General features: G+C 71.0%; 24 protein-coding genes. 8 read left to right on the top strand and 16 right to left on the bottom strand.

Features of this window, described 5'->3' with window-relative positions:
- Nucleotides 1–2: 2 nt before the first annotated feature.
- The 3 genes from KBY32_RS02810 to KBY32_RS02800 form a co-directional block, all read right to left on the bottom strand.
- The gene (locus tag KBY32_RS02810) at nucleotides 3–2,384 is read right to left on the bottom strand and encodes a phosphoketolase (protein ID WP_210978713.1); all 2,382 of its coding nucleotides are present in this window, start codon (nucleotides 2,382–2,384) and stop codon (nucleotides 3–5) included.
- Between the two features lie 134 nt (nucleotides 2,385–2,518).
- Nucleotides 2,519–3,394 (bottom strand): universal stress protein, encoded by an 876-nt coding sequence (locus KBY32_RS02805; RefSeq protein WP_210978712.1) that lies wholly within the window; start codon nucleotides 3,392–3,394, stop codon nucleotides 2,519–2,521.
- A 28-nt stretch (nucleotides 3,395–3,422) separates the two neighbouring features.
- On the bottom strand, nucleotides 3,423–4,241 hold the full coding sequence (locus KBY32_RS02800; protein WP_210978711.1) for a universal stress protein: 819 nt from the start codon (nucleotides 4,239–4,241) through the stop codon (nucleotides 3,423–3,425).
- Nucleotides 4,242–4,730: 489 nt separating this feature from the next.
- Between KBY32_RS02800 and KBY32_RS02795 the strand changes: the two genes are divergently transcribed.
- The 3 genes from KBY32_RS02795 (at nucleotide 4,731) to KBY32_RS02785 (ending at nucleotide 7,384) form a co-directional block, all read left to right on the top strand.
- A complete protein-coding gene (locus KBY32_RS02795) occupies nucleotides 4,731–5,195 on the top strand; it encodes a cyclic nucleotide-binding domain-containing protein (RefSeq protein WP_055618901.1) in 465 nt (154 codons plus the stop codon).
- 127 nt (nucleotides 5,196–5,322) lie between these two features.
- A complete protein-coding gene (locus tag KBY32_RS02790) occupies nucleotides 5,323–6,024 on the top strand; it encodes a response regulator transcription factor (RefSeq protein WP_210978710.1) in 702 nt (233 codons plus the stop codon).
- A 184-nt stretch (nucleotides 6,025–6,208) separates the two neighbouring features.
- Entirely contained in the window at nucleotides 6,209–7,384 is a 1,176-nt protein-coding gene (locus KBY32_RS02785) for a low temperature requirement protein A (RefSeq protein WP_210978709.1), read from the top strand.
- Nucleotides 7,385–7,407: 23 nt separating this feature from the next.
- Here the strand turns inward: KBY32_RS02785 and KBY32_RS02780 are convergent, their stop codons facing one another.
- From KBY32_RS02780 to KBY32_RS02765, 4 genes are all read right to left on the bottom strand, one after another.
- A complete protein-coding gene (locus KBY32_RS02780; protein WP_210978708.1) occupies nucleotides 7,408–8,475 on the bottom strand; it encodes a ferritin-like protein in 1,068 nt (355 codons plus the stop codon).
- Nucleotides 8,476–8,641: 166 nt separating this feature from the next.
- Entirely contained in the window at nucleotides 8,642–10,060 is a 1,419-nt protein-coding gene (locus KBY32_RS02775) for a sugar porter family MFS transporter (protein WP_210978707.1), read from the bottom strand.
- 33 nt (nucleotides 10,061–10,093) lie between these two features.
- A complete protein-coding gene (locus tag KBY32_RS02770) occupies nucleotides 10,094–10,897 on the bottom strand; it encodes an SDR family oxidoreductase (protein ID WP_210978706.1) in 804 nt (267 codons plus the stop codon).
- Nucleotides 10,894–11,367 (bottom strand): VOC family protein, encoded by a 474-nt coding sequence (locus KBY32_RS02765; RefSeq protein ID WP_210978705.1) that lies wholly within the window; start codon nucleotides 11,365–11,367, stop codon nucleotides 10,894–10,896. Before KBY32_RS02765 ends, KBY32_RS02770 begins: the two co-directional genes overlap by 4 nt.
- Nucleotides 11,368–11,752: 385 nt before the next feature.
- Here KBY32_RS02765 and KBY32_RS02760 point away from each other — a divergent pair, with 385 nt between their 5' ends.
- The 4 genes from KBY32_RS02760 (at nucleotide 11,753) to KBY32_RS02745 (ending at nucleotide 15,598) form a co-directional block, all read left to right on the top strand.
- Nucleotides 11,753–13,792: an N-acetylmuramoyl-L-alanine amidase gene (locus tag KBY32_RS02760; protein WP_247688882.1), complete on the top strand. Its 2,040-nt coding sequence runs from the start codon at nucleotides 11,753–11,755 to the stop codon at nucleotides 13,790–13,792.
- Entirely contained in the window at nucleotides 13,681–14,091 is a 411-nt protein-coding gene (locus KBY32_RS02755) for a VOC family protein (protein WP_247688970.1), read from the top strand. Before KBY32_RS02760 ends, KBY32_RS02755 begins: the two co-directional genes overlap by 112 nt.
- Before the next feature lie 170 nt (nucleotides 14,092–14,261).
- Nucleotides 14,262–15,014 (top strand): GNAT family N-acetyltransferase, encoded by a 753-nt coding sequence (locus KBY32_RS02750; protein WP_374224891.1) that lies wholly within the window; start codon nucleotides 14,262–14,264, stop codon nucleotides 15,012–15,014.
- Between the two features lie 122 nt (nucleotides 15,015–15,136).
- On the top strand, nucleotides 15,137–15,598 hold the full coding sequence (locus KBY32_RS02745) for a hypothetical protein (RefSeq protein ID WP_210978702.1): 462 nt from the start codon (nucleotides 15,137–15,139) through the stop codon (nucleotides 15,596–15,598).
- Between the two features lie 40 nt (nucleotides 15,599–15,638).
- On the opposite strand, the gene KBY32_RS02740 is transcribed toward KBY32_RS02745, so the two are convergent.
- The 6 genes from KBY32_RS02740 to KBY32_RS02715 all read right to left on the bottom strand — a co-directional run bounded on the left by KBY32_RS02740 (nucleotide 15,639) and on the right by KBY32_RS02715 (nucleotide 21,974).
- A complete protein-coding gene (locus KBY32_RS02740) occupies nucleotides 15,639–16,406 on the bottom strand; it encodes an SDR family NAD(P)-dependent oxidoreductase (protein WP_210978701.1) in 768 nt (255 codons plus the stop codon).
- A gap of 176 nt (nucleotides 16,407–16,582) precedes the next feature.
- Nucleotides 16,583–16,933 (bottom strand): helix-turn-helix transcriptional regulator, encoded by a 351-nt coding sequence (locus tag KBY32_RS02735; RefSeq protein ID WP_210978700.1) that lies wholly within the window; start codon nucleotides 16,931–16,933, stop codon nucleotides 16,583–16,585.
- A 97-nt stretch (nucleotides 16,934–17,030) separates the two neighbouring features.
- On the bottom strand, nucleotides 17,031–17,516 hold the full coding sequence (locus KBY32_RS02730) for a MarR family winged helix-turn-helix transcriptional regulator (protein WP_210978699.1): 486 nt from the start codon (nucleotides 17,514–17,516) through the stop codon (nucleotides 17,031–17,033).
- Between the two features lie 171 nt (nucleotides 17,517–17,687).
- Nucleotides 17,688–18,425, bottom strand: a complete 738-nt coding sequence (locus tag KBY32_RS02725; RefSeq protein ID WP_210978698.1) for a sigma-70 family RNA polymerase sigma factor — start codon at nucleotides 18,423–18,425, stop codon at nucleotides 17,688–17,690.
- Nucleotides 18,426–18,557: 132 nt separating this feature from the next.
- Nucleotides 18,558–21,371 (bottom strand): LuxR family transcriptional regulator, encoded by a 2,814-nt coding sequence (locus tag KBY32_RS02720; protein ID WP_210978697.1) that lies wholly within the window; start codon nucleotides 21,369–21,371, stop codon nucleotides 18,558–18,560.
- Nucleotides 21,372–21,530: 159 nt separating this feature from the next.
- A complete protein-coding gene (locus tag KBY32_RS02715) occupies nucleotides 21,531–21,974 on the bottom strand; it encodes a helix-turn-helix domain-containing protein (protein WP_210978696.1) in 444 nt (147 codons plus the stop codon).
- A 112-nt stretch (nucleotides 21,975–22,086) separates the two neighbouring features.
- Between KBY32_RS02715 and KBY32_RS02710 the strand changes: the two genes are divergently transcribed.
- On the top strand, nucleotides 22,087–22,695 hold the full coding sequence (locus KBY32_RS02710) for a malonic semialdehyde reductase (protein ID WP_210978695.1): 609 nt from the start codon (nucleotides 22,087–22,089) through the stop codon (nucleotides 22,693–22,695).
- Between the two features lie 27 nt (nucleotides 22,696–22,722).
- Here KBY32_RS02710 and KBY32_RS02705 read toward each other — a convergent pair whose 3' ends face one another.
- From KBY32_RS02705 to KBY32_RS02695, 3 genes are all read right to left on the bottom strand, one after another.
- Nucleotides 22,723–23,553 carry a helix-turn-helix transcriptional regulator gene (locus tag KBY32_RS02705; RefSeq protein WP_210978694.1) on the bottom strand — a complete coding sequence of 277 codons (831 nt, stop codon included), beginning with the start codon at nucleotides 23,551–23,553 and terminating at the stop codon, nucleotides 22,723–22,725.
- A 166-nt stretch (nucleotides 23,554–23,719) separates the two neighbouring features.
- Nucleotides 23,720–25,186 (bottom strand): aldehyde dehydrogenase family protein, encoded by a 1,467-nt coding sequence (locus KBY32_RS02700; protein ID WP_210978693.1) that lies wholly within the window; start codon nucleotides 25,184–25,186, stop codon nucleotides 23,720–23,722.
- 70 nt (nucleotides 25,187–25,256) lie between these two features.
- Entirely contained in the window at nucleotides 25,257–25,610 is a 354-nt protein-coding gene (locus KBY32_RS02695) for a hypothetical protein (protein WP_308293648.1), read from the bottom strand.
- Between the last annotated feature and the right edge of the window lie 64 nt (nucleotides 25,611–25,674).

The following is a 25,674-nucleotide window of genomic DNA, read 5'->3' as shown; positions in this document are numbered from 1 at the left end:
GCTCAGGCGTTCCAGGACCAGTCGGCCACCTCGGGCAGATCGGTGCCGTGCTCGCGGATCCAGACGTGGTGCCGGGTCCGGGCATCCGCCATGGCCTGCCGTACGGCGGCGGCCCGTACCGCGAGGCCGGGGACCCGGTCGACGACGTCCATGACGAGGCGGTAGCGGTCCAGGTCGTTGCGCACCACCATGTCGAACGGCGTGGTCGTGGTGCCGGACTCCTTGTAGCCGCGGACGTGCAGGTGGGGGTGGCCGGTGCGGCGGTAGGTGAGCCGGTGGATCAGCCAGGGGTAGCCGTGGTAGGCGAAGATCACCGGCTTGTCCCGGGTGAACAGTCCGTCGAACTCGAAGTCGGGCATGCCGTGCGGGTGTTCCTCGCGCGGCAGCAGCCGGGTCATGTCGACGACGTTGACGACGCGGACGGCGAGCTGCGGCAGATGGCGGCGCAGCAACTGGGCCGCGGCCAGCACCTCCTGGGTGGGCACGTCGCCGGCGCATGCGAGCACGACGTCCGGTTCGCGGCCGTTCTCGGTGCCGGCCCACTCCCAGATGCCGGCGCCGCGCGCGCAGTGGGTGCGGGCGTCGTCCATGGACAGCCAGTCGTAGCAGGGCTGCTTGCCGGCCACGATGACGTTGACGTAGTCGCGGCTGCGCAGGACGTGGTCCGCGACGGACAGCAGGGTGTTGGCGTCCGGCGGCAGATAGACCCGGACCACCTCGGGGCTCTTGTTGAGGACGTGGTCGACGAAGCCGGGGTCCTGGTGGGAGAAGCCGTTGTGGTCCTGCCGCCACACATGCGAGGTGAGCAGGTAGTTGAGGGAGGCCACGGGGGCCCGCCACTTCAGCCGCCGGGACGTCCGCAGCCACTTGATGTGCTGGTTGACCATCGAGTCGACGATGTGCACGAACGCCTCGTAGCACGAGAACAGCCCGTGCCGGCCGGTCAGCAGATAGCCCTCCAGCCAGCCCTGGCAGAGGTGTTCGGACAGCACCTCCATGACCCGGCCGTGCCGTTCCAGATGCTCGTCGACGGGCAGGGTGGCGGCCTGCCACGCCTTGCCGCTGGCGTCGAAGACGGCGTCGAGGCGGTTGGAGGCGGTCTCGTCGGGGCCGACGACCCGGAAGTTCCGGCGGGCCCAGGTGTCGCGCATGACACGCTCCAGCAGGTCGCCGAGGACGCGGGTCGGCTCGTGCAGGGTCGCGCCGGGCTTGTCGACGGGCACGGCGACGTCGTCCAGGGACGGAAGGGGCAGCTCGTGCAGGAGGAGGCCGCCGTTGGCGTACGGGGTGGCGCCCAGGCGCCGGGAGCCCTCGGGCACACAGGCGAGGACGTCGGGGACGGGCCGTCCGTCGGTGTCGAACAGCTCCTCGGGCCGGTACGACCGCAGCCACGCCTCCAGCTGCCGCAGATGCTCCGGGTTGTCCCGTACACCGGCGAGCGGGACCTGGTGGGAACGCCAGGTGTTCTCCACCGGCAGCCCGTCGACCTCACGGGGACCGGTCCAGCCCTTCGGGGTGCGGAGCACGATCACGGGCCAGCGGACGCGCTCGGCGACGCCGTCCTCGCGGGCGGAGCGCTGCATCAGAGCGATCCGGTCGAGCGCGGTGTCGAGGGCCCTCGCCATGTCCCGGTGGACGGCGGCGGGGTCGTCGCCGCCGACATGGATCGGCTCGTGGCCGTAGCCCCGCAGCAGTTCGTCGAGTTCGGCCTGGGGCAGCCGGGACAGCACGGTCGGGTTGGCGATCTTGTAGCCGTTGAGGTGCAGGATCGGCAGCACGGCACCGTCGTGGACCGGGTCGAGGAACTTGTTGGAGTGCCAGGAGGCGGCGAGCGGCCCGGTCTCCGCCTCGCCGTCGCCGATGACACAGGCGACCAGCAGGTCCGGGTTGTCGAAGGCGGCGCCGTAGGCGTGCGCCAGCGAGTAGCCGAGCTCACCGCCCTCGTGGATGGACCCGGGGACCTCCGGCGCCACATGGCTCGGCACCCCGCCGGGGAACGAGAACTGCCGGAACAGGCGCTCCATGCCGGGCGCGTCCCGGGAGACGTCCGGGTAGTGCTCGGCGTAGCTGCCGTCCAGCCAGGAGCCGGCGAGCACCGACGGCCCGCCGTGCCCCGGCCCCCAGACGCACAGGGTGTCGAGGCCGCGGGCGGAGATCACCCGGTTGAGGTGGGTGTAGACGAGGTTGAGGCCGGGTGACGTGCCCCAGTGGCCGAGGAGGCGCGGCTTGATGTGCTCGGGGCGCAGCGGCTCGGTGAGCAGCGGGTTCGCCATCAGGTAGATCTGCCCGGCGGCCAGATAGTTGGCGGCCCGCCAGTGCGCGTCCAGCGTGCGCAGTTCGTCGTCGGAGAGTGCCGTGGAGCGGTGAGGGTCCACCTGGGACATGAGAGGTCTCCGTGGTCGTCGGTTCGGCTCGCGGTGCGGTGGTCGTGGGCGGTCTGTGGGGCTGCTGTCTCGCGGGTGCGCCTGTCCTGGCACGGGTGCCCCTGTCCTGCCACGGGTGCGCCTGTCCTCGCATTTCACTCCGGCCCGGGGACGACGGCGACCGGGCAGGCCGATCGGTGCAGGACGCCGTGCGCCACCCGGCCCATGTGCGGCCCGTACGGCCGGTGCCGCCGCTCGGCGCCGACGACCAGGAGGTCGGCGGCGTACGAGGCGTCCGCGAGGACGGTCCGGGTGTGCCCCTCGGCCGCGCGGCGCCGGGCGACGACTCCGGCCGGGACGTCGCTCAGCGCCTTGTCCAGTACCTCGGCGGCCCGCAGCTCATGCGCACTCGGGTGGTGGTCCCCCACGGCCGGCGGGGCGTCCGGGGTCTCGCGCCCGGGCTGCCGCCAGGCCCGTACGGCCTCCAGGACCGCGCCCCGCCGGCGGGCCTCCTCGGCGGCGAAGCGCACGGCGGCCGAGGTCGCCGAGCCGTCACCGACACCGACGACCACACGGCCGTACGGGCGGACCCGATCGGCGTGCTCGGGGCGTACGACGATCATCGGGCAGTGCGTGTGGGCGGCGACCGTCAGACTCACCGAGCCCAGCAGCGCCTCGGCGATGCCGCCGCGCCCCCGGCTGCCGGTCACCAGCAGGGCGGCGGTACGGCTCTCCCGGACCAGTACGTACTCGGGTTCCTCGGCGACGGTGACCACGGCCAGCGGCACCTCGGGGCGCCGGGCGCGGGCCCGGCGGGCGGCGCTGTCCACGATCTGGACGGCGTCCACCCGCTCGGGCGGCCCCTCCAGGTCACCGGCGAGGGCGGCCCCCTCGTACCGGCCCCACCGGGAGGCGTACACCAGCCGCAACGGCGCCCCGCGCGACGCGGCCTCCTCGGCCGCCCGGTCGACGGCGCGCAGGGCGGCCTCGGAGCCGTCGACACCGACGACGACGGGCAGCGGTCGGTTCATGGTGGTGCGCTCCTCGGGTACTGGGTGGTCAGACGTGGGGGATCACGGCGACGGGGGCGGCGGCCCGGTGCAGGACGGCGTGGGCGACCGGCCCGAGGCGGGCTCCGAACCCGGCGCGGACCTGACGGCCGATGACGACGAGGGACGCCTCGCGGGAGAGGTCGACGAGATGGGCGCCGGGGGTGCCGCACAGGTTCTCCTCCGCGACCGGGACGTCCGGCAGCTTCTCGCGCCAGGGCCGCAGGATCTCGCCGGGCGCGAGGGCGCGGCGCAGGGTGCGGGGGCCGGCCGAGGGCGGTTCGCCCTCGGGGCGGCGGTCCCCGTCGTGCACGATCCGCAGGGTGGTGCCGCGCCGGGCGGCCGCGGCGAAGGCGAAGCCGATGAGCCGCGCGTCCGGGTGAGCGAGGTCGAGACCCAGGACGACGGGCATACGGCTCTCCGTGTCGCCGTGGTGGCCGGCGCCCTCCCGGACGAGGACGACCGGCCGTTCGGTGCGGGCAAGGACGGCGTGGGCGACCGAGCCGGCGAGAAAGCCCCCGATCCGGCCGGGCGCGCGCGAGCCCAGGACGAGCAGGGCGGCGTCCCGCGCCAGGTCGGCCAGCACGTCGGCGGGCCGCCCGGTGACCTGCTCGGCGCGGACGTCGAGGCCCGGGTGGCGGGCGGCGAGGGCGTCGGCGGTGTCATCTGACCAGGCGGCGCGGGAGGGGTGGTCCGGCTCCCGGACGCGGAGCAGGTGCAGGGGCAGCCCGAGCATGCGGGCCTCGCGGGCCGCCCACTCGGCCGCCGCACGGCTCGCGCGGGAGCCGTCGCAGCCGACGGTGACACAGAGCGTGACGGTGCGTGTCATGTCTCCCCTCCTGAACCGGCGCCGGGCTCCGCGGTCCTCGCGGACGGTCCGGGCCACGGTCGACTCCTGAGCCGGGCGCCGGCTCCCCTGGCCCTCGCGGCCGGTCCGGACCACCGTCGGCAGCCGGCACCGGACCGTGCCGGGCGGTGCGATGGGCCGCGCCGGGCCCACCGCACCTCCTCTCCCCCCGGTCGGCACGGCGAGGAGCCGGGGCGGACGGACGGGGCCTGTGGTGAGCGAGCGCGGGCCCCGGTGCCGTCCGCCGTGCCTCACCCTGACGGGTCCCGGGCGCCGCCGCCGGATGCCGAAGGTCCGCGCTTCAGGGCCCAACGGCCCTTCCGCGGCGCCCAATCGGCGTGTTCCCTCCCTCGGGCGCGACGGGAGCCGGACGGCCCGGCGGGATGGGGCCCAACGGCCCTGGCGCCCCCGGAGGCGGCGGGCGGACGCTGGCAGTGGGGAAAGTCCCTGGTCGTCGTCGGGAGGCACGCCATGATCACCACCCCCGCTCCCAGCATGACGCGCGCCCTGGACGCGGAGCAGCGGCAACGGCTCATGCTCCTCGCCCGCGAGGTCTCCTTCCCGCAGGGTGCGCGGATCTTCGAGGAGGGCGCACGGGCCGACCGGTTCTGGATCATCCGCACCGGCACCGTCGAGCTGGACATGCGGGTGCCGGGCCGCCGCCCGGTCGTCATCGAGGGCCTGCGGCACAACGAACTCCTCGGCTGGTCCTGGCTGTTCTCCCCGCATGTGTGGCACCTGGGCGCGGAGGCGACGACACCGGTGCGGGCGTACGAGTTCGACGCCGGGGCCGTACGGTCGCTGTGCCGGGAGGACCCGGCGCTCGGCCAGGCGGTGTCCCAGTGGGTCGGCGACGTCCTCGCCCACCGCCTGCGCTGCGCGCGGTCGCGGCTGCTGGACCTGTACGCCCCCTACGGGGCCGGGACCGCCGTCTGACCGGCGACCGGGGGCGGCGTCCGATGGGGCCGGTCGGCCCTAGTGCATCCGGCCCCGGCGAGCGATGATCGGTTGGAGAGCGGTCGTGCCGACCGCCGCCGGTGTGCCGTCGGAACAAGGAAGCGTCATGACCGAGTCAGGAACGTTCACGGAGCAGAACCCGATCCGCGTGTTCCTCCTGGACGATCATGAGGTCGTACGACGGGGCCTGACGGATCTGCTCGACGCCGAGCCGGACATCTCGGTGGTCGGCGACGCGGACACCGTCGAACACGCGCTCGTCCGGGGCCCGGCGCTGCGCCCGCATGTCGCGGTGCTGGACGTCCGGCTCCCGGACGGCGACGGCATCACGGTCTGCCGGGAACTGCGCAGCCAGATGCCGGAGCTGGCGTGCCTGATGCTGACGTCGTTCGACGACGAGGAGGCTCTGCTCGACGCCATCATGGCCGGCGCCTCGGGCTATGTCCTCAAGCAGATCAGGGGCTCCGACCTGGTCTCCGCGGTCCGCACGGTCGCCTCCGGCCAGTCCATGCTGGACCCGGCGACGACGGCCCGCCTGATGAGCTCGCTGCGCGCCGACCCGGTGGAGACCCCGTCCGTCCCGCCGGAGCTCGAGGGCCTGTCCCCCCGGGAGCGGGACATCCTGGCCCTGATCGGCGACGGCCTGACCAACCGCGAGATCGGCAAGAAGCTCTACCTCTCGGAGAAGACGGTCAAGAACCACATCTCCCGCCTCCTGGCCAAGCTCGGCGTCCAACGCCGCGTCCAGGCGGCGGTCCTGGCCTCCCACCTGGAACACCCGGAACGGGGCGACCGCTCGGCGCGGTGAACGAGGACGTACGGAGCGGATCGACGGTTGCCCCTTCATCAGCGGGTGTCACCGATCGGCACCGAACCCGGTCGTATCGAGTGGCGCAGCGGAAAGGGACCATCACAGCGCCGCGTAGCGCGACGCGTGGCTGCCCTTTCCGTCTGCAGCCTTCGCCACCGCTGCCGACCCACCCCTGGAAGTCATGAGCCAGTCATCCCACCCGTCCAGCGTCTGGTACCGGCCGATGCTCGCCCGGCACGCCGGTGAGGACCACCGCACGGCCAGCGCACTGGAGTTGTTCTTCGACCTCTGCTTCGTCGCCGCCGTGGCGCAGACGTCCTCGGCGTTCGAGCACGAGATCGGCACAGGCCGTGCCCTCCACGGACTGCTCGGCTACGCACTCGTCTTCTTCGCCATCTGGTGGGCGTGGATGAACTTCACCTGGTTCGCCTCCGCGTACGACACGGACGACGTTCCCTATCGTGTCCTGACTCTGGTCCAGATCACAGGGGCCCTGGTCATGGCCGCCGGAGCCGCGCAGGCGCTGGAGCACGGCGACTTCACGGTCATCACCTGGGGCTACGTCATCATGCGCTTGGCCATGGTCACCCAGTGGTTGCGCGCCGCGTACACGGACCGGCAGCGCCGAGGGTCCGCCCTGCGGTACGCCCTGGGCATCCTAGTTCTGCAGATCGGCTGGCTGGTCCGGCTCCTCCTGCCGCACGACACCGGCCTCGTCTCGTTCGCCGTCCTCGCCGTGGGCGAACTCGCGGTACCGGTCTGGGCCGAACGGGCGGTGGGCACCACCTGGCATCCCCAGCACATAGCCGAGCGCTATGGGCTCTTCACCCTGATCGTGCTCGGCGAGTCCGTCATGGCCGCCGGTCTGGCCGTCCGCACGGCCCTGGACACCCACCAGGAGACCGGCTCCGTCATGGCCATCGCGCTGGGGGGCGTCCTGACCGTCTTCGCACTCTGGTGGCTGTACTTCGCGCAGGACGCCCCGCGCCGTCTCAGAGCCCAGTCCACAGCCATGCTGTGGGGCTACGGACACTACGCGGTCTTCGCGTCCGCGGCCGCGGTGGGGGCGGCGCTCGCGGTCAACGTCGCTCACGCCACCGGCCATACGGCTCTCACCGGCGTCCAGGCCGCCGCCATGTACACGGTGCCTGTCGCCCTCTTCATCACCTGCGTGTGGTTTCTGCACCGGCGGGCCGCGCAGGGCTCCGGCAAAGCCGGCGTTGTCTCCCCTGTCGCGGCTCTCGCCGTGCTCGCCACCACCTTCGTGCCCTGCACCGTGCTGTGCACCGGTGCCATCGCGTCGCTGATGATGGGTGCGCACTTGTTCACGGCCCGGCGCGGCAGGCAGGAACACTGACCCGGCCGCGCCGCCGGGACCCGCTACCCGCGCTCCTCGGGTGCGACGTAGTCGAAGGTCGGACCCGCGACGAGTCCCTCGTGGTCCTGCATGGCCATCAGGCTCTGCGCCTGCCCCTTGATCGCGTACATCGTGCCCACCGATATGCCCAGCATCGCCGGATTGCCGTTGAACGCCTGCTCCAACTGCCCCAGCATCGTGCAGTAGGTCGCGTTGAAGGCTTCCTGTGCGACACGGATCGCACTGCCTTCGGGGTGATCGTCCAGTCGCGGGTTGGGGCGGAGCGGGCGGATTCCGGCGGGATCGACGGTCACCGCGTCTCCACTGGGGCCGGACTCGGGAGTATCGCCGGCCTGGTAACGCCGGCCCAGCGCGAGCTCCTTGAACCGGTAGTAGTGGGAGACGGCCTTGGTCTCGGGGTGGAACAGGTCGATGTCGCCGTCCCAGACGTCGGTGCGGGCCGCGCCCTCGCCCTGCTCGACGATCTCCTTGAGCGCGGCGAGCGCCGACTCGAGGTCGGTGACCGGGCTGAGGTGCCCCGCGGTGTGGGCGAACGGGCCGCCGGCGACCTGGCGGGCGGGGTCCCCGGTGAAGACGCGGTCCTCTCCCATTTCCGCGCACAGGCGCCGCACCCCCTTCTCGATGGCGTCGTAGAACTGCCCGATGGTCTCGTAGTGGTCGCCCTCGGCCGGGTCCCCCGGGTGCGCCGGCTGCTCGAGACGAAGGAACATCGTGAGGGCCTCCTGCCCGAACGGCAGCAGGGACAGTTCGATTGACGGGTCCGCGTGCGGCATGGTGCGCGGGTGCGGAGGCATCAGGTGCGGTGCGTCCAGGCGCGGCTCTCCGCCCACCGCGTTGAGCAGGTTCGCGGCCAGGGCGAGGTGGACCATCTCCTCGACGAAGACGCCCCCGACGAGCTGTGCCGCGTCCGCGTTCCGCTCAGGATCGAGGGAGTAGAGCGCCGTCAAGTAGGGCGGAAGGGTTGAGTGTTCCACCTCGATGGCCCACTGCAGATGCCTCCGCAGATCATCCAGGTTCTGGATACCCGTCCCGGAGGAGCTGTCAGAAGTGTCGATACGGTGGTCAGGCATGGGGGGCTCTCTTTCGATGTCGCGATCGGCTCTCGCAGCCACACCTTTGACCGTGCGGACAAAATATGTGTGACACTCACGTTCCGTGACTCAGCACCCCATCTGAGGCCGCCGCTGAAGCCGAGCGGGCGTGAGCCGCGGAGCGACAGGGTGTAGGGGCGGGCGGTCAGCCCATCTCCTCCAGGGCCTTGCCCTTGGTCTCCTTCACGAACCTCAGGACGAAGGGGATGGAGAGCGCGGCGAAGATCGTGTAGATCGCGTAGGTGCCGGCCAGATTCCACTCGGCCAGCGAAGGGAAGCTCGCCGTGATGGCCCAGTTGGCGATCCACTGCGCGGAGGCGGCCACGCCCAGGGCGGCGGCGCGGATCCGGTTGGGGAACATCTCGCCGAGGAAGACCCAGACGACCACGCCCCAGGACAGGGCGAAGAAGAACACGAACAAGTGGGCCGCGATCAGGGCGACCCAGCCCTGCGTGGCCGGAAGCCTGCCGTCGACCAGGCCGAAGGAGAACGCCCACGCCTCCAGCGCCAGGCCGATCGCCATGCCGGCCGAGCCGATGAGGGCCAGCGGCTTGCGACCGACGCGGTCCACGAAGATCATCGCGATGACGGTGCCGACGATGTTGATGATCGACGTCGTGAACGAGTAGAGGAAGGAGTCCGTCGGGTCGACACCGACCGACTGCCACAGCGTCGAGGAGTAGTAGAAGGCGACGTTGATGCCGACGAACTGCTGGAAGACCGACAGACCGATGCCGATCCAGACGATCGGCTTGAAGAAGAAGCTGCCGCCGAGCAGGTCCTTGAAGGAGGACTTCTCCTCGCGGTACATCGCCGTCTCGATCTCGGTGATGCGGGCGTCGAAGTCGACGTCCTTGCCCTCGACCTCCTCGAGGATCGCCCGGGCGTCCTCGTGCCGGCCGACCGAGATCAGGAAGCGCGGGGACTCGGGGATGGCGAAGGACAGCAGCCCGTACAGGATCGCCGGGGCGACCATGACGCCGAGCATGACCTGCCAGGCCTCCAGGCCCATCAGCTCACCACGCTGGTCGCCGCCGGCGGCGTTCAGCAGACCCCAGTTGACGAGTTGCGACACGGCGATGCCGACGACGATGGCGGCCTGCTGGAAGGAGGCGAGCCGGCCCCGGTAGGCGGGTGGGGAGACCTCGGCGATATAGGCCGGGCCGATCACCGAGGCCATGCCGATGGCGAACCCGCCGATGACACGCCACATGGCCAGGTCCCACAGCGCGACGGGCAGCGCGGAGCCGACGGCGCTCACGGTGAACAGGACGGCCGCGATCCGCATGCAGCGGATCCGGCCGATGCGGTCGGCGATGCGCCCGGCGGTCGCGGCACCGATGGCACAGCCGATCAGCGCGATGGCGATGACCTGTGCCAGCGCCGCGGAACCGACGTCGTAGCGGTCCCGGATCGCTTCCACGGCACCGTTGATCACGGCACTGTCGTAGCCGAACAGAAAACCGCCCATCGCGGCCGCCGCCGCGACGAAGACGACGTGCCCGAGGTGTTCGGGACGGGCGGTCCCGAGTCCGGACCCGCGCGCGTCGGAGGTGCTGGTCATGTGTACTCCTTGAGAGGACGGCGTCGTGGTCCGTCAGGAATTGATGCCGGGAGAGGGCCGGCCGGCGAACCATTCCCGGTAACTCGTCTCCGCGATGAAGGCGTTCACGTCGGGAAGAAGGTCCGAGGGCCCGAGGCGCGTGCCGAAGAAAGGGCTGTGGACGTCCGTGAACACACGGCGGTACTCCGCGTTCGCCGCGAGGCCTGCACGCACGAACGCGTCCAAACGGATCTTCTCCGGACCGGCGATCTCGAGAACACCGGTTCGAGGCCGTGAAACAGCGGTGTGCGCGAGCAGCATGGCCACGTCTCTGAGAGCCACCGGACGTACGTCCACCGGTGGCACCCATACGATCCAGTCCTCGGTGCCGGCGGTCGCTATCTCCTCGGCCGACTCGAACATCTGGGTGGACCGGACGATGAGATGTGGCGTCGCGGACCGCTGCATCATCGATTCCCGGGCTTCGAGGGCGCGGAAGACCCCTCTGCTCGCGGCCCGGCCCACCCCTGCCATGGACAGACCGACGTGATAGGTGACACCGGCCGCTGACTCCGCCTGGAGCAGCTTCCGGGTCCACCGCGCCCACGACCTGACCAGGGCCTCCTCGTCGATGACGAACCCGTGCTCCTCGGTGAGGGTCCCGATGGCCAGCGACGGCCGGCACAGAAGGTCGATCACCACTGAGCAGCCCCGGAGGACGTCCGTGATCTCCTCTCGTGTGTACGAGTCGAGACCGCGTGGAGCGGAGAACAGTTCGACCTCGTGCCCATGGTCCCTGACCCAGAGCGCAGTCTCCACGCCGATGAGCCCACCGTCGTCCCACACGGCGACCTTCATGCGGACCCTCCTCCATCGGTCGCGCCGCGCGGGCCTTCCGCCTGGATGCCCAGCAACAGACCGGTGGACTGGCCCACCTCGATGAGATAGCCGTCGGGGTCGCGCAGGTAGCAGCGCAGCTCGGCACCGCGATCCACGGGCTCGGTGAGGAAGTCGGCGCCTTGTGCGACCGCGTGCGCGTAGAAGGCGGCGAGGTCGGCCACCCGCACGTTGAGGAAGCTGGACACGCGGTCACCGCTTCGCGGTGCTTCCAGTGTGACCCCCGGCTTGTCGGACGTCGGTCCGCCACCAGGGTTCATGATGATCCAGCTGTTGGCGACCTTGACCATCGCGGGGTTCTCCGCCATCACCACCTCGCCGCCGAACACGTCGGTGTAGAAACGTCGGGAAACGGCGACGTCGCGCACTGTGAGAAAGTGCGTGAGCAGAAGGCCGTGTTGCGGCGCCGGCAGGTTTCCTGAGGGTGTCATCGTCCCGTCGTCCCTTCGTCAGCCCGAGCTGTCATGGGCCGGCTCCAGAAGTCCGGCCCGTCGGCGCCCACGCGCGTGCCGTGATCGCACCACCCGCGCCTGCGACATGTGACCGGGCCGAAGGCCGATCCGTGACATCGCGCTGCCCGCGCTGGAGGTTGGCGACGGCAGCGCCGGGGGCCGCCCGTCGCGCGGCCCACAACGAACAGTGCTGCTGCCGAGCGGATCACAACACACCGTGTCAAACGCTGCGGCCTCTCGTGACAGCTACAACCAACTTCGCCCTATAGTCATCCTCGCGTCGAGTCGCCTCGCGCCGACGGCCTTCCACGGCCGTATGTCGGCGCGCCTCGACGCCCGTCACTTCTCGAGAAGGAGCATCACCTTGCACAAGCCACGAAGGGCGGTCACGTTGCCCGTCGGTGTCACGGTGGGCGCACTGGTCGCAGGTGGCCTGTTGGCCATATCGGGCGCGGCAGAGGCCGGCACAACGACGAGCAGCGACTCTGCGGAGCGCCAGGAGGCCCTGCTCGCCGCGGCGGACGAGTACCACGTCCCGCCCGCCGTCCTGCTCGCCCTGTCCCACCAGGAATCGGCGTGGGACGGACACGGCGGCCTGCCGAGCACCGACGGCGGTTACGGACCGATGAATCTCACGGACGTCACCCCCGCCTTGCTGGCCGGCGGAGGTGCCGGCGCTGCCGGCCGCGCCGACCTGGAGGCACTTGCCGCCGCCCCCGCCCTCCACACGCTCCGCCAGGCCGCGGAGTTGACCGGCCTGTCGGCGCGGGACCTGCGCGAGGACGACACCGCGAACATCCGGGGCGGCGCCGCGCTGCTGGCCTCGTACGAGCGGCAACTGGTCGGCGGCACGCCCGCGGACCCCGCCGAGTGGTACGGAGCCGTCGCCCGCTACAGCCAGGCCGAGCAGGAGAAAGCGGCGGCGAGTTTCGCCGACCGTGTCTTCCGCACGGTGCGCGGCGGTGCCTCCGCCACGACCCAGGACGGCCAGCGGCTGCGTCTTGCCGCCAGCCCTTCGGTCACCCCGGACAGGCGGCAGATCCACGCCCTGCGGCTGAAGAAGACGTCGGCGGCGACCGCGACCGAATGCCCGACGACGGTGGACTGCACCTTCGTCGCCGGCTCTCCGGTCGGCCGTCAGGTGGCCGACCGTCCGGCCAACGGCATCCGTGTCGACACCATCGTCATTCACGACCTGGAGTCCACTTACGACGCCGGTGTCGCCGGACTGGCCAACCCCACGAACCCCGCATCGACCCACTACGTCATGTCGTCGTCCGGTGCCGTGACCCAGATGGTGCCGACCAAGGACATCGCCTTCCACGCCGGCAACTACTCGACCAACCTGCACTCCATCGGGATCGAGCACGAGGGTTACGCCGCTCACGGCGCCGCCTGGTACACGGAGTCGCAGTACCAGGCCACGGCCGATCTGGTGAAGTACCTGGCCGCGCGCTTCGGCGTACCGCTGGACCGGCAGCATGTCGTCGGCCATGACAACGTTGCCGGGCCGAACTCCTCCCTGGTGGCCGGCATGCACTGGGACCCCGGCTACGCGTGGGACTGGAACCACTTCATGGGCCTGCTCGGGGCCCCGGTCAGCGGTCTGCCCGAGGTGCCCCAGCCAGGCGAGGTCGTGGCGATCACGCCTTCGTTCGCGGACAACGTGCAGACCTTCCAGGTGTGCCCCTCCGACGACCCGACCGGGCAGACGACCACCTGCACCGAGCGGCAGCACCAGGCCAACTTCGTCTACCTGCGTACCGCCCCCGGCGAGACCGCCCCGCTCTTCGGCGATCAGGCGATCCACGGCACCGGTTCCGGTACCGACCGGGTGAACGACTGGGGCAGCACGGCACAGGCCGGTCAGCAGTTCGTGGTGGCGGAGGTGCGCGAGGAGTGGACCGCCGTCTGGTTCAGCGGCGCGAAGGTGTGGTTCCACAACCCGGGCGGCGCCCACACCCGCATCCGCTACGGAGTGAAGATCATCAAGCCCTCGGGGAGCGCGGCGGTGGCCGTCTACGGCTCGAGCTACCCCGACAAGGCGGAGTATCCGGCCGGTCTCGGCGCCTCCACCCAGGCTCCGCTGAGCATGTACTCCATCCCGGCCGGACAGGCGTACGTGGCCACCCAGGACGCCTCGGCCACGGACGACTACTTCCCGTCCAGCGGAGCGGTCGTCATCGGCGGCAAGAAGATGTACACCGTGCAGTACAACCACCGTGTCGCATCGACGAACAGCCGAAAGCCTCATCAATGGAGTGACGACAAGTGGATCTCAGACTGGAAGTCCTGGTGCTGCCCGTCTCCGACGTCGACCGTGCCAAGGCCTTCTACAAGGCGGTCGGGTTCCGCCTGGACGCCGACCACGTCACGGACGACACCTACCGGGTCGTCCATATGACACCGCCCGGTTCCCCCTGCTCGGTTCTCTTCGGCACCGGCGTCACTCTGGCCGAACCCGGGTCGGCCAAGGGCCTCCACCTCGTCGTATCGGACATCGAGGAGGCCCGGGACGAGCTGATCAGCCGGGGTGTGGACGTCGGTGACATCTATCACGACACCAGCGACGTCTTCCACCGCTGCACGGGCGAGAAGTGGATCAGCGGACCCGACCCTGAGCGCCGGAACTACCGCACGTACGCCGACTTCACCGACCCGGACGGCAACGGCTGGGTCCTCCAGGAGGTACCGAACCCGTAGGACGGGGAGGACGGAGGAACTGGAGGCGGTGTTCGGCAGCAAAGCCGCTCCCTGGTACGGCATCGACGCATGCGAAGGAGGCCACCTTCATGGTGGACGCAGGAGGAGCGGCCCGTGCGCCCCTGGATGAACCGACGTCATCTCGAGAACCCGTTCCGGACCCGGGTTCTATGGCGGCGGTGTTCGCCAATTTCCGTCAGTACCTCATGGGCTGGGGCACCACGCAGAGCCCACCGCCCGACGAACTGGACCTGTTCCGCAGCGGACTCCTCACCCCGCAGTTCAACGGCGTGGTGAGGCTGCGGTCGGTGGCCGCTGCCGGGCAGGCCGTCGCCGTCGCCCGCGAGGCTCTGACGGGCGTTCCCTGGTGGTGGTGGGTCGGGCCCGACAGCCCGGCGGCCACCGCAGGCGAACTGCGGCGCCACGGCGGTGTCCAACTCGCCCTGCTTCCGGTGATGGTGAGGTCTCAGGAGGGTCCGGCCGCCCCGGTCGACGTCGAGCACGTACCCGGTCTGGCGGTGGAGGAGGTGGGAGACGGAGACCGGCTCGTGGAACTGGTCCGCACATACCGGACCTCGATGGGGATCGGCCGGTCTCTGGAGGCCGGATTGGTGCGCCTGGAGTCACGACGTGAGGACCACTCCGACATCGTCCGTCTGGCCGCGGTGCTCGACGGCCGGGTGGTCGGCACGACCGTCGTGATCGCCGCCTACGGGGTGGCCGGAGTCTTCCTGGTGCACGTGGCTGAGGAGCATCGCCGGCGAGGCATCGGTGCCGCGTTGACGGCCGCCGCCCTCCGGTGCGGGCGTCTGAGAGGCATGCGCACCGCGGCGCTCGTGGCGAGCCCGGCGGGAGAACCGCTGTACCGGCGCTTCGGCTTCACGACGTCGGGCGAGTACCGCCTGTTCGGCTTCCCGGCCTGAGTCACGCCCGTCCGCGGGCGCGGGCCCCCGTATCCGTGTCACAGACGCGCCCGGCAATCGGTCTGCACGAGTGACAGCTTGTCATACACGACAACTCCGCCGTGTCCCAGTCAAGGACGGTCATGAGAGTCGCACGCCGCCACCGGACGTCGTCCGCGTTGAGGACGATCTGTGCCGCGCTGACACTGACAGCCCTGGGCACGTCACTCCCCCACGGCACCGGTGGGGCCGACGCCGACCGCGTCGGCCGGGGGCGCGTCTGCCGGTCGGCACTCCCCGCCGACCAGGAACTGTCCTGCGGCACCTACGGCTTCGGTGACCTGCGATACGCATGTCCGAAGCCCGACACACCGTGGCGCTGCACGACGACCACTCAGGTGCGCGTACGCAACACCGGGCCGGCCGTCGTGTACGTCTCGGTCATCCACGGCGCCCACCAGGGGGAGCGTCTGCAGAGCCCGGAACGGGCAATCGCCTCTCGTCGTACGGCGACCTTGCGCCCCGGGCGGGGGCACCTGTTGTTCGACCTCACGCTGCGCGGTGCCGGTCCCGGCACATCGTTGACGGTTGTGTCGGTGCGCTGAGACCCAGTGGCACCGAGGTGCGTGTCAAAGGGCCGCGCCGTCAGATGAGTTCGAGCCCGCCGTCGACGGTGACCACCTGACCGGTCGCATGGCGTCCCGCCGGGTCCGCCATCCGGAGAATCCAGTGGGCCACCTCGTCCGCGTGCGCGATGTGGTGGGTCGGAATACGGTCGCGCTCATAGGCGTACATCCCCTCGGCCGCCTCCGGCGTCAGACCGGCGTGCAGCATGACGTCGGTGCGCGTCGGGCCCGGAGCGACCGAGTTGACACGGACGCCCTCGCCGGCCAGCTCCAGTGCCCAACTCCGCGTCATCTGCTCGATCGCGGCCTTGGTGGCCGCGTAGTGTGCGCCCCCCGCCATCGGGCGGTGCCCGTAGGTGCTCGAGAGGTTGATGATCGACCCCGAGGTCCGGCGCAGGTGCGGCAGGGCCTCTCGGGCCAGAAGACTGGGCGCGACGACGTTGAGCGCGAGCAGATCGACGATCGTGCGCCGGTCGGCCTCCGCCAGCGGCATGACGGCTGTCGCACCGGCGTTGTTGATCAGGTGGTCGAGGCGCCCCCACCGCTCCACGGCTGCACCCACCACCTTGCCGGGCGCATCGTCGCCGCGGATGTCGATCGCCAGAACCTCGATGCCGGTGTGGGCGGCGGCGGTCTCCTTCAGGAGTTGCTCGCGGCGGCCCACAGCGAGCACGCGCGCTCCCGCCTCGGCGAAGGCGACGGCCGTGGCTCGGCCGATGCCGGTCCCCGCGCCGGTGACGATCACGACGTGACCGGAGAACGTCTGATGGGAGTGCTCCACGGACATCCGGGCTCCTTGTTCGATGTTCGATGTACATAGAACACTATGGACAGCGGCGTCGAAGTCGTCAAATGAGGGCGGCCACCTCGCTGCAGCCGCGACGCGACGGGCACGATTGCCGTGCACACGTCAACCCATACGCCGGATGCAGCCCTGCACGCGGCGGCGGGGTGCCTAAGCGGTCACGCGTGCTCGTCCCGCTCTGTGACGTGATCTCCGATGTGGTCGGCGCGGGCGGCGGCCAGCAGCGCGGGCAGGAAGCCGGGAAAGCGGGCCTCCAGGGCATCGACTCGCAGCTTGACGAAGCACCGCGTGCCCTCCTGGCGCGTCTGCGTCACGCCCGCCTCACGCAGCATCTTGAGGTGATGGCTGAGCGTGGACTTGGCGACGGGAGCCCTGAACTGCCCCCACCCTCTCTCGGCACCGTCGGACAGGATCCTGACGATCCCCAACCGCGTCGGATCGCTGAGCACTCCGAGCAGGCGCGGCAGGGAGAGGGCACTCTCGACGGGTGACGCATGGGGGGCGGGCATACCGGCCATCCTACCGACCGTTCGGCGCTGGTCGAACAAAGGAGAGCGGGCTCATGAGCGAGCCGCCTTCCGCCGCCCTGAAGCGGACCACCGCCCGTCACAGGGCTGCGGAGCCGGCTTGGCGGACATGAGCGCTCACCCCGTCACCCGTACCTCCACACAGGTAGCGGAGAAGATCCCTGTCCGTCTCCTCGACGTGCAGCTGTCGCACGACCTCCTCGACCGCCTGGCGCAGCAGGGGCGAGCCCAGCCGCAGCACATCGTGTGCGACGGCGGTGAGTTCGATCTCGACACTGCGGCGGTCGTCGGACGCGCTGTGGGTGGTGATCAGGCCCCTTTCCCGCAAGCGCGTGACCAGGCGGCTGGTGGCGGACTGGCTCAGCCCCGTCCCGTCGGCCAGGTCGCCCAGGTAGAGCAGCCCCGTGCCCGCCCGCACCCCCTCGCTCAAGGTGCGAAGGGCGTAGAACTCACTCACTCCCAGGCCCAGTTGCCGGTGGAGGTGTCGTTCCATACGGGCTTCGATCCGGCGATGGACCCGGGTCAGACGGTTCCACTGTGTGATCAACGTGGCATCGTCGCTCATGGGCGGTGCTCCCTGCTGTCCCCGGCGTGCGCCTGCTTGCGGCCGGGCGGTCTCCCGGCACGAGGGCGCGGCAGGTGTGAGCCCCACCCGCGTGCCCGCACCAGAGAGACAAGACGGAGGCCGTGCATGTGACAGCAGGGCGCGGCCCGTCTCACCCCGTGCCGCCACGGGTCACGCGGCGTGGCGGCACGGGAAGTGCACCGGACCGGCCGGTCCGCGGGACGGCGGCGTCGAGCGGTGCACCCGCTCCTCGGGGACGAGCAGGCGCAGGAGACCTTCGAGTTCGCCGGTGTCGGCGGCGGTCCTGAACGCGGTGACGAGGCGGCGGTGCGACTCGGTGCGGATCGGCCGCTCGCGATCGCTGTCGAGACGGGCCTGGGCGCGGTGGACCACCACGCGTGCGTTCGGGGCGCTGATCCGCAGCACCTTCGCCAGCTCCGCGTAGCTGTAGTCGAAACCCTTGCGCAGCACGTAGGCGGCCAGCCGGTCCGGCGTCAGCCTGGCCATGAGCAGGGCCAGGGCCGACTCGATCGCCGCGGTCAGCTCGGCGCGAAGCAGGGGATCGTCGGAGGTGGCGTGGTCACCGAGGTCGGCGAACCGCGGTTCGGACGGCGTCTCGTGCCGGCGCCGCCCCGACTGGACGACGTTGATCGCCAGTCGGGTCGTCGTCGTGGTCAGGAACCCGGCCGGGTTCTCGACGTTCGCGCGGTCGGCGAGCTGCCAGCGCACCCACGCCTCCTGGACCACGTCCTCGGCTGCCGAGCCATCGCCGACGATCCGGTAGGCGAGGCGGAACAGTCGTTTCCGCTGGGTCAGGAACACGTCGAGGGCGGTGTCCAGGTCACCCTCGGCAGGCCGGGCGGCCGAGGTGCCGGCCGGCGTGGTGGTCTCCGGAGTGGGCGCGGACATCGGGACTCCTTCAGGTGAACGGACGCCCCTTCAGGGCGATGGCTCCACCCTCCGTCCGTGGCACCCCCCACCGCGCCCTTGGTGTCCGTGGTCGAGTCCGTGGGGTCCCCGGGACCAGGGGCCTACGGACCCTCAGCCGGCACGCACCATGCCCTCGTCGCTCCGGTCCGCGAGCGAGGTGCTCGCCAGGGCGCCCGGCAGCGCGCGGCGCGAGTTGATCCCGAGCTTCGTGTACACCTTCCGCAGGTGCCACTCCACGGTGTGCGGGCTGATGAACAGCTCCGCGCCGATCTTCGCGTTCGTCATCCCGTCGGCTGCGAGTGCGGCGACCTGTGATTCCTGCGGGGTGAGAGCGCTGGTCGTCCTCGTCTCCCGCGCCCTGACGTGTTCTCCGGTGGCGAGCAGCTCGCGGCGGGCTCGTTCGGCGAAGGCCTGCGCCCGCATCCCGTCGAACATCTCGTAGGCCGTGCGCAGGTGCTCGCGGGCCAGCGACCGACGCTGGGTGCGGCGCAGCCACTCGCCGTACAGCAGGTGGCTACGGGCCACCTCGACGGTGACGCCGCCGCGCCCGAACTCCGCGATCGCGGCCCGGTACAGTCGGTCGGCCTCGTCGCCCTCGGCGAGAAGGGCCTGGCTGCGGGCCCAGGCGCCACGGGCCCAGCCGGAGTCGGCCGCGCGGGTGAGATCGGCCAGTCGGTCGAGTGATGCCCTGGCCTGGTCCAGCTCGCCGCACCGTGTGGCCGCCTCGACGTGCTCGACCAGCGACAGGCCGGCGAAGTTGAACCCGTCGTGCTCGATGCCCGAGCGCGCGGCCTCCAGGGCCTCCTCGTACCGCGCCAGGCCATTGTACAGCACTCCCTGGATGTAGCCCATGGCGCCCAGCAGGGACACCTCGCCCCGCTGGTCGGCTCTCTGCCGGGCCTCCTCGATGATCCCGGAGGCGACGTCGGCCTCGCCGCGCCACGCCGCCAGAACCAGCGTCGCGTACTTGTGCGGCGCGTGGCCGGTCGCGGCGGCGAGGGCGTCGGCCTCGTCGATCATCCTGTCCGCCTCGGCGAAGTCGCCGTAGTGGATGTGCACCCCACCGGCGTAGATGAGGGCCGGTGGCAGCGCGCCGAGCGCACCGATGTCGCGGGCGAGGCGCACCGCGCGGTTGGACAGCGTGTCCCACGCGTGCAGGTCCCAGGCGTAGTGGATGAACGCCTCCAGTGCGACCGGTACCAGCAGGAGCCAGCGCACGGTCGACTCCCGGGTGCGCAGTTCCTCGGTGGCCAACAGCTCCAGCGCGGCACGCAGCGCAGGCACACCGGTCTCGTAACCATCCGTGAGGAGCGCCGCCACACCGTCCAGGAGGGCGTCGGCTGCCTTGGAGGCGGAGGGGGGTGCGCCCGACGCGCGGGCGGCTATCGCGGCGGCGCGGGCCCCGGTGGGGCCGTGCACACGGCCCGCGAAGATGGTGGCGCTGATCGCCTCCAGATACGTCTCCCGGGCCAGCGGCGACCCGGCGGCGGTGAACTGCGCGGCCGCGTCGAGGAGCAGGGGCGCCGCCTCGTCGCTTCGGCTGCGGGCGAACAGGATCCTGGCCCGCAGCCGCGCCAGGCGAGCGCGGTCCAGGGTGCTCAGGGGGCACAGTTCGGCCACCGTCGCAAGCTCCGTGGCCCTGTCGGGGGCCGCGGCCGAGAAGTGGGCCTCCGCCGCCGCCAGGGCGCGGCGCCCCCGTGACCGGCGGTCCGGTGTCACCTCTGCCGCGCGTTCCAGCAGGACCGCCTCCGCCGCGATGCCCCCGCGCTGCCGGGCGCGGTCGGCCGCGTCCTCCAGCCCGGCGGCGACCTCCTCGTCCGGTCCGTCCGCGGCCTGGGCGGCGTGCCAGGCCCGTCGGTCGGGGTCCGAGGCCGGGTCCGTGGCGGCGGCCAGGGCCCGGTGCACCGCCCGGCGTGCTTCGGGTGCGGCTTGGTGGTAGACCGCTGAGCGGACCAGCGGATGCCGGAACCGGATGGACTCGCCGAGCTCGATCAGGCCGGCCATCTTGGCCGGAGCGGCAAAGGGTGTGATCTTGAGCAGGGCGGCCGCGCGCGCCAACAGGCGGGCGTCACCGACCGGTTCGGCCGCAGCGATCATCAGGAGCGTCCGCGTCGCCTCCGGCAACGAACCGAGCCGCTGGGCGAAGTCCCGTTCGATGCGGCTCGCGACGGGCCCCTGCACGATCGGGTGCCCGGACGAGTCCAGGCCGTAGGCCAGTTCGGCGGCGCTGCGGCCTCGGGAGAACTCCAGCAGGGCGAGGGGATTGCCGTGCATCTCGGCCACGAACCGGTCCCGGATCCGCTTCTCCAGACGCCCGCCGACGGCGTTCTCCAGGAGTTCCCCCGCCGCAGCGCTGTCGAGGCCGCCGATGCGGAGCGCCGGCAGGCCGGTCAGTGCGCCATGGCCTTCGGGATCGCGCACCGCGAAAACCATCGCGACCGCTTCGGCGAGCAGCCTTCTGGCCACGAACTCCAGCGTCTGCAGGGAGACTTGATCCAGCCACTGCGCGTCGTCGATCAGGACGACCACGGGTCGCGTCTCCGAGGCCCCGGTGAGCAGCGTGAGCACGGCGAGTCCGACCAGGAAGCGGTCCGGCGGATCCCCGGCCGCCATGCCGAACGCCACGCGCATCGCTTCACGTTGGGGTTCCGGCAGGTCGTCCAGCCCGTCGAGGAACGGCGCGCACAGCTGGTGCAGGCTCGCGTAGGGCAGCTCCATGTCGGCCTCGACGCCCTGCGCCCGCGTCACCTTCCCCCGTGACGCCTGCGCGGCCAGATACTCCAGGAGCACCGTCTTGCCGATGCCCGCCTCGCCGCGGATCACCAGTACCTGGGACCCGCCCTCACGCAGGCCGGCCAGCAGGTCGTCGAGCGCAGCGCACTCACGGTGCCGGCCGACCAGGTCGGGAAGCGGGCTGGCGATCATGCGCGTGGCTCCTTCGGTGCTCCAGGGCGGCGAGCTCTCACAACGAATGTTCGGAACGGTCCTTTTCACGATACCCGGAGCAGAGAGCACACCTTGTGTCCAGACCTTGTGACACACTCCACGTGAGAGATGGTGCGGAGACTGTCACACGGCTGCCCGCTACCCGGTCGTCCCCTGCGCCCCACCGCGGCGGGCGACGCTACCACCGCGGCCGCCGCGCCGCGCGGACGGCGTGTCCGGGAGATGCCGGGACGCCCACCCGGCCAGCTCGCTGAGGATGGGCATCAAGGCCGTCCCGTCCGGAGTGAGCCGGTAGCGCACCGTAACGGGCGGCCCGGGCTCCACCTCCCGGTAGGTGAGACCCGCGGCGGACAGCTCGGAGAGCCGCTCCGAGAGAACCGAGTCACTGATGCCCTCCACCGCGCGCCGCAACTCGGCGAAGCCCAGGGGTCCGTGCTGCAGGGTGGCCAGGATGACGCCGTTCCACCGCTTGCCGAGAAAGCCGAACGCCTTGCTCAGCGCCCCGTCACAGGCCGCCGGATGGTGCTGCTCGGCCTCCGAGGCGTCCACGTCGGCCGATCGGGGGCCCTTCGCCTTCTCCATGGCCTCAGGGTAACCGGGTGCTACTCTGCCGGAGGTCGCTCGTTTTTTCCTAGTGACCTGGCTTTTGATAGTTACTCTCATTGAACGAGCACAACGAGCCAGGAGAATCGGCATGTCCGTTCCCGGACCCCTCCCCCGCATCCCCGCCCAGGCCGGCGCCGCGCTCTTCACCGAGGCCCGCACCGCGTACTCCTTCGCCGACACGCCCGTCGACGATGCGACGCTCACCGGCATCTGGGAGCTCGCCCGTTGGGCACCGACCGCCGCGAACACCCAGCCGCTGCGCGTCCTCTACGTCCGTACGGCTGAAGGCAAGGAGCGTCTGCTGCCGCACCTCGACGAGGGGAACCGGCCGAAGTCGGCCTCCGCGCCCGTCGTCGCGGTCCTCGCCGTGGACACCCGCTTTCACGAGCACATCCCGCACGTCCTCCCCATCCGCCCGGAGATGAAGGAGCACTTCGAGAGCGAACCGGCCCAGCGTGAGGCCATCACCTCGTTCAACGGCCCGCTGCAGGCCGGCTACTTCATCCTCGCCGTCCGCGCCCTCGGCCTGGCCGCGGGTCCGATGGCCGGTTTCGACCCGGCCGGGATCGACAAGGAGTTCTTCGCCGACAACGACTGGCGCTCCATCCTCGTCGTCAACATCGGCCACCCGGCCGGACCCCCGGCGTTCGACCGCATGCCGAGGCTGGCCCACGAGCACGCCCTCGACTGGGCCTGACCCCCGGCAGCGGTGAGGGCCACACCTTCAGAGGACCGGCAGGAGGGACAGCAGTCGGAGATCGGTGTGGCTCTCCGTCCCCGGTGTCGCGGTGTAGACCACGAGCCGCTGGGACTGATCGGGATCGATCATCGTCTGGCAGTGCAGTTCGAGTGTTCCGATCTGCGGGTGCACGAAGCGCTTGGAGGCGCAGTACGGTCCCAGCACGGGGCGTTGCCGCCAGAGGCCGGCGAACTCGGGGCTCTGCTCGTTCAGCGCCTCCACCAGGGAGGCGACACGCGAGTCGCCCCCCTCGCGGGAGAAGGCGCTATGGAGGTCGGCCACCATGAGACGGCTCTGCTCGGCGTGATCGCTCTCGGGGTGGATCAGGCGGGCGGCGGGGTCCGTGAACCACCGGTAGTGGGAACTGCGGGCCAGCCCCGTGTAGGCCGTCTGGTCACCCAGCAGGGCCACCGCGGGGCGTGTCTGGCTCAGTGTCTCGCCCAGGTGGTTCATGACCTGGGCGGGAGTGTCCTGGAGCCGGTCCAGGATGCGCATCGTCCCGGGCGCGACGTGATCACCGCGTCGCGCCCGGGACGGCAGGGCGTGACCGGCGAGCTGGAAGAGGAGATCGCGTTCCTCCAGTGACAGGCGCAGACCCCGGGCCATCGCGGTGAGCATCTGCTCCGAGGGGTGCGGGCCGCGCGGCTGCTCCAGCCGGCTGTAGTAGTCCACCGACATGTCGCACAGGGCCGCGACCTCCTCGCGGCGCAGCCCTCCGGTACGCCTGCGGCGGCCGCGCGGCAGTCCGACGTCCTCGGGTTGCAGGGCCTCGCGGCGCGCCCGCAGGAACGCGGCCAGCGCCGCGCGGTCCGCCATGATCGTCCTTTCGCACGGGCCTGTGCCGCCCGGGTTCGGGAGCACTGCCGTGATGCAGTGGTGCAACGAGGTGTCGGCCACCCGTCGACGAGGACAACGTCGTGCCCTGGTCGCCTCATTCCCGGCGAACAGTGCGTTCGCCGGGCGGAAACGGTGGCACGGTGGGTCAGCGTGTGATCGCCTTGGTCTCCAGGAACTCCTCGAGACCCGCGCGGCCCATCTCCCGGCCGTTGCCGGACTGCTTGTACCCGCCGAAGGGTGCCTGGAAGTTGTGCCGGCCGCCATTGACGTCGACCTGCCCGACCCGCAGGCGCATGGCGATCGCCATGGCGTGGTCCTCGTCGCCGGTCACCGCCGCGTTGAGGCCGTAGACCGTCGCGTTGGCGATCTCGACGGCGTGATCGTCGTCGGTGTAGGGGATGACGACGAGGACGGGACCGAAGATCTCCTCCTGGGCGATGACCGACTCGGGCGCGACGTCGGAGAAGATCGTGGGCCTGACGTAGGCGCCGGTCTCGAATCCCTCCGGACGGCCGGGGCCGCCCGTCACCAGGGTGGCGCCGTCGGTGATGCCGCGACGGATGTAGTCGTCGACGCGTCGGCGCTGGGTCTCCGAGGCGAGGGGCCCGATCCGCGTGGCCTCGGCGGCGGGATCACCGACCACGTACTCCTGGGCGGCGCTCCGGAGCTTGTCGACCACAGCGGCCTGAAGGCGCTCGGGCACGAGCATGCGCACGTAGGCGCCGCAGGCCTGGCCGGCGTTGGCCCAGGCGAAGGCGAGTCCGCGGGTGACGGCGGAGTCGAGGTCGGCCTCGGGGAGGATGATGTGGGCCGCCTTGCCTCCCAGTTCGAGTGCGACCCGCTTGACCGTGGCGGAGGCGGCGCTGGAGACGCTCTTGCCGGCGCGGGTGGACCCGGTGAAGGAGATCATGTCGATCTTCGGGTGGCGGGACAGGGCTTCACCGACGACCGGGCCGGTCCCCTGCACCACATTGAACACACCGTTCGGAAGACCTGCCTCCGTGGCGATCTCCGCGAACATGCGGGCGCTGAGGGGAGACATCTCGGAGGGCTTGACGACAACGGTGTTGCCCGCCAGCATCGCCGGGACGACCTTCGTCACCAACTGCTGCAGCGGGAAGTTCCACGGGGTGATGGCACCCACCACCCCGATGGGCTCGCGGACGACGAGTGAGTTCTCGACCGTCTCCGTCCACTCGAACCGCTCGGCCGCGGCGATCGCGGCGAGGGTGGACGCGACCGGGAACCCGACCTGTGCCTGCCGCGAGAAGGCTATGGGGGCGCCCATCTCCAGGGTGATGGTGGCCGCCAGTTCCTCGCTGCGCTTCTGCAGACCCTCGGCCAGGCGCCGCATGACGTCCGCCCGCTGCTGCGGGGGCGTCGAAGCCCATCCGGGGAAGGCGGTGACCGCGGCGGCGACGGCCAGGTCCACCTCGTCGGCCGTGGCCTCGTGCACGTGGGCGACGACCGATTCATCGGCGGGATACACCACGTCGATCAACGGGCCGGTACCGACCACGGCACGGCCGTCGATCCAGTGGGAAGGAGTCGGGAAGGGAGTGCTGGAGCTTTGGTTCATGACGACCACGAAACATCGCGCGGCCTGGGACATCCATGCCATCCCAGGCCCATGATCCGGGTCACACGAACAGTGTGAGGGCGGCACCGGCGAAGATGTGTCCTTACGAGGCACCGACCTCCACTCCTGTCTCCCACGGCAGGAGCACGTCCGACGGGTCACCGGAGCCGTCCGGGCGATCACCCGGGTCCAGACACGTGTGCCCGAGGGCGTCCCGCGTCAGCCTGCGGATCTCCAGGTCGTCGGCCGTCAGCGGGCCGCCGTCCCGTGTGTCCCTCTCCTCGGCGCTGTTGGCGCGTTCCAGGGCGGCGTGCACCGCCTGGGAGACGTCACCGGCCTCGTTCACCACGTAGTACATCCACACCACGCGCGAAGCAGTGGGCCGGAACGGCACGCCGATCAGCCACTTCTCCGGCTCTGCGAACGTGTGGTCGACGCCGGGCCTGGGAGGGCGCACCACCTTCCGGTACGGTGCACGGCACGCGGATGCGTCATCCGAGGCGTCCTGCCTCGCCGGGATT

It is taken from the genome of Streptomyces sp. RK62 (assembly GCF_018070255.1).
In the GTDB taxonomy this organism is placed as follows: Bacteria; Actinomycetota; Actinomycetes; order Streptomycetales; family Streptomycetaceae; genus Streptomyces; species Streptomyces nigra.
Note: the sequence above shows the minus strand (reverse complement) of the source record. Positions and strands in the feature narration are given on the sequence as shown.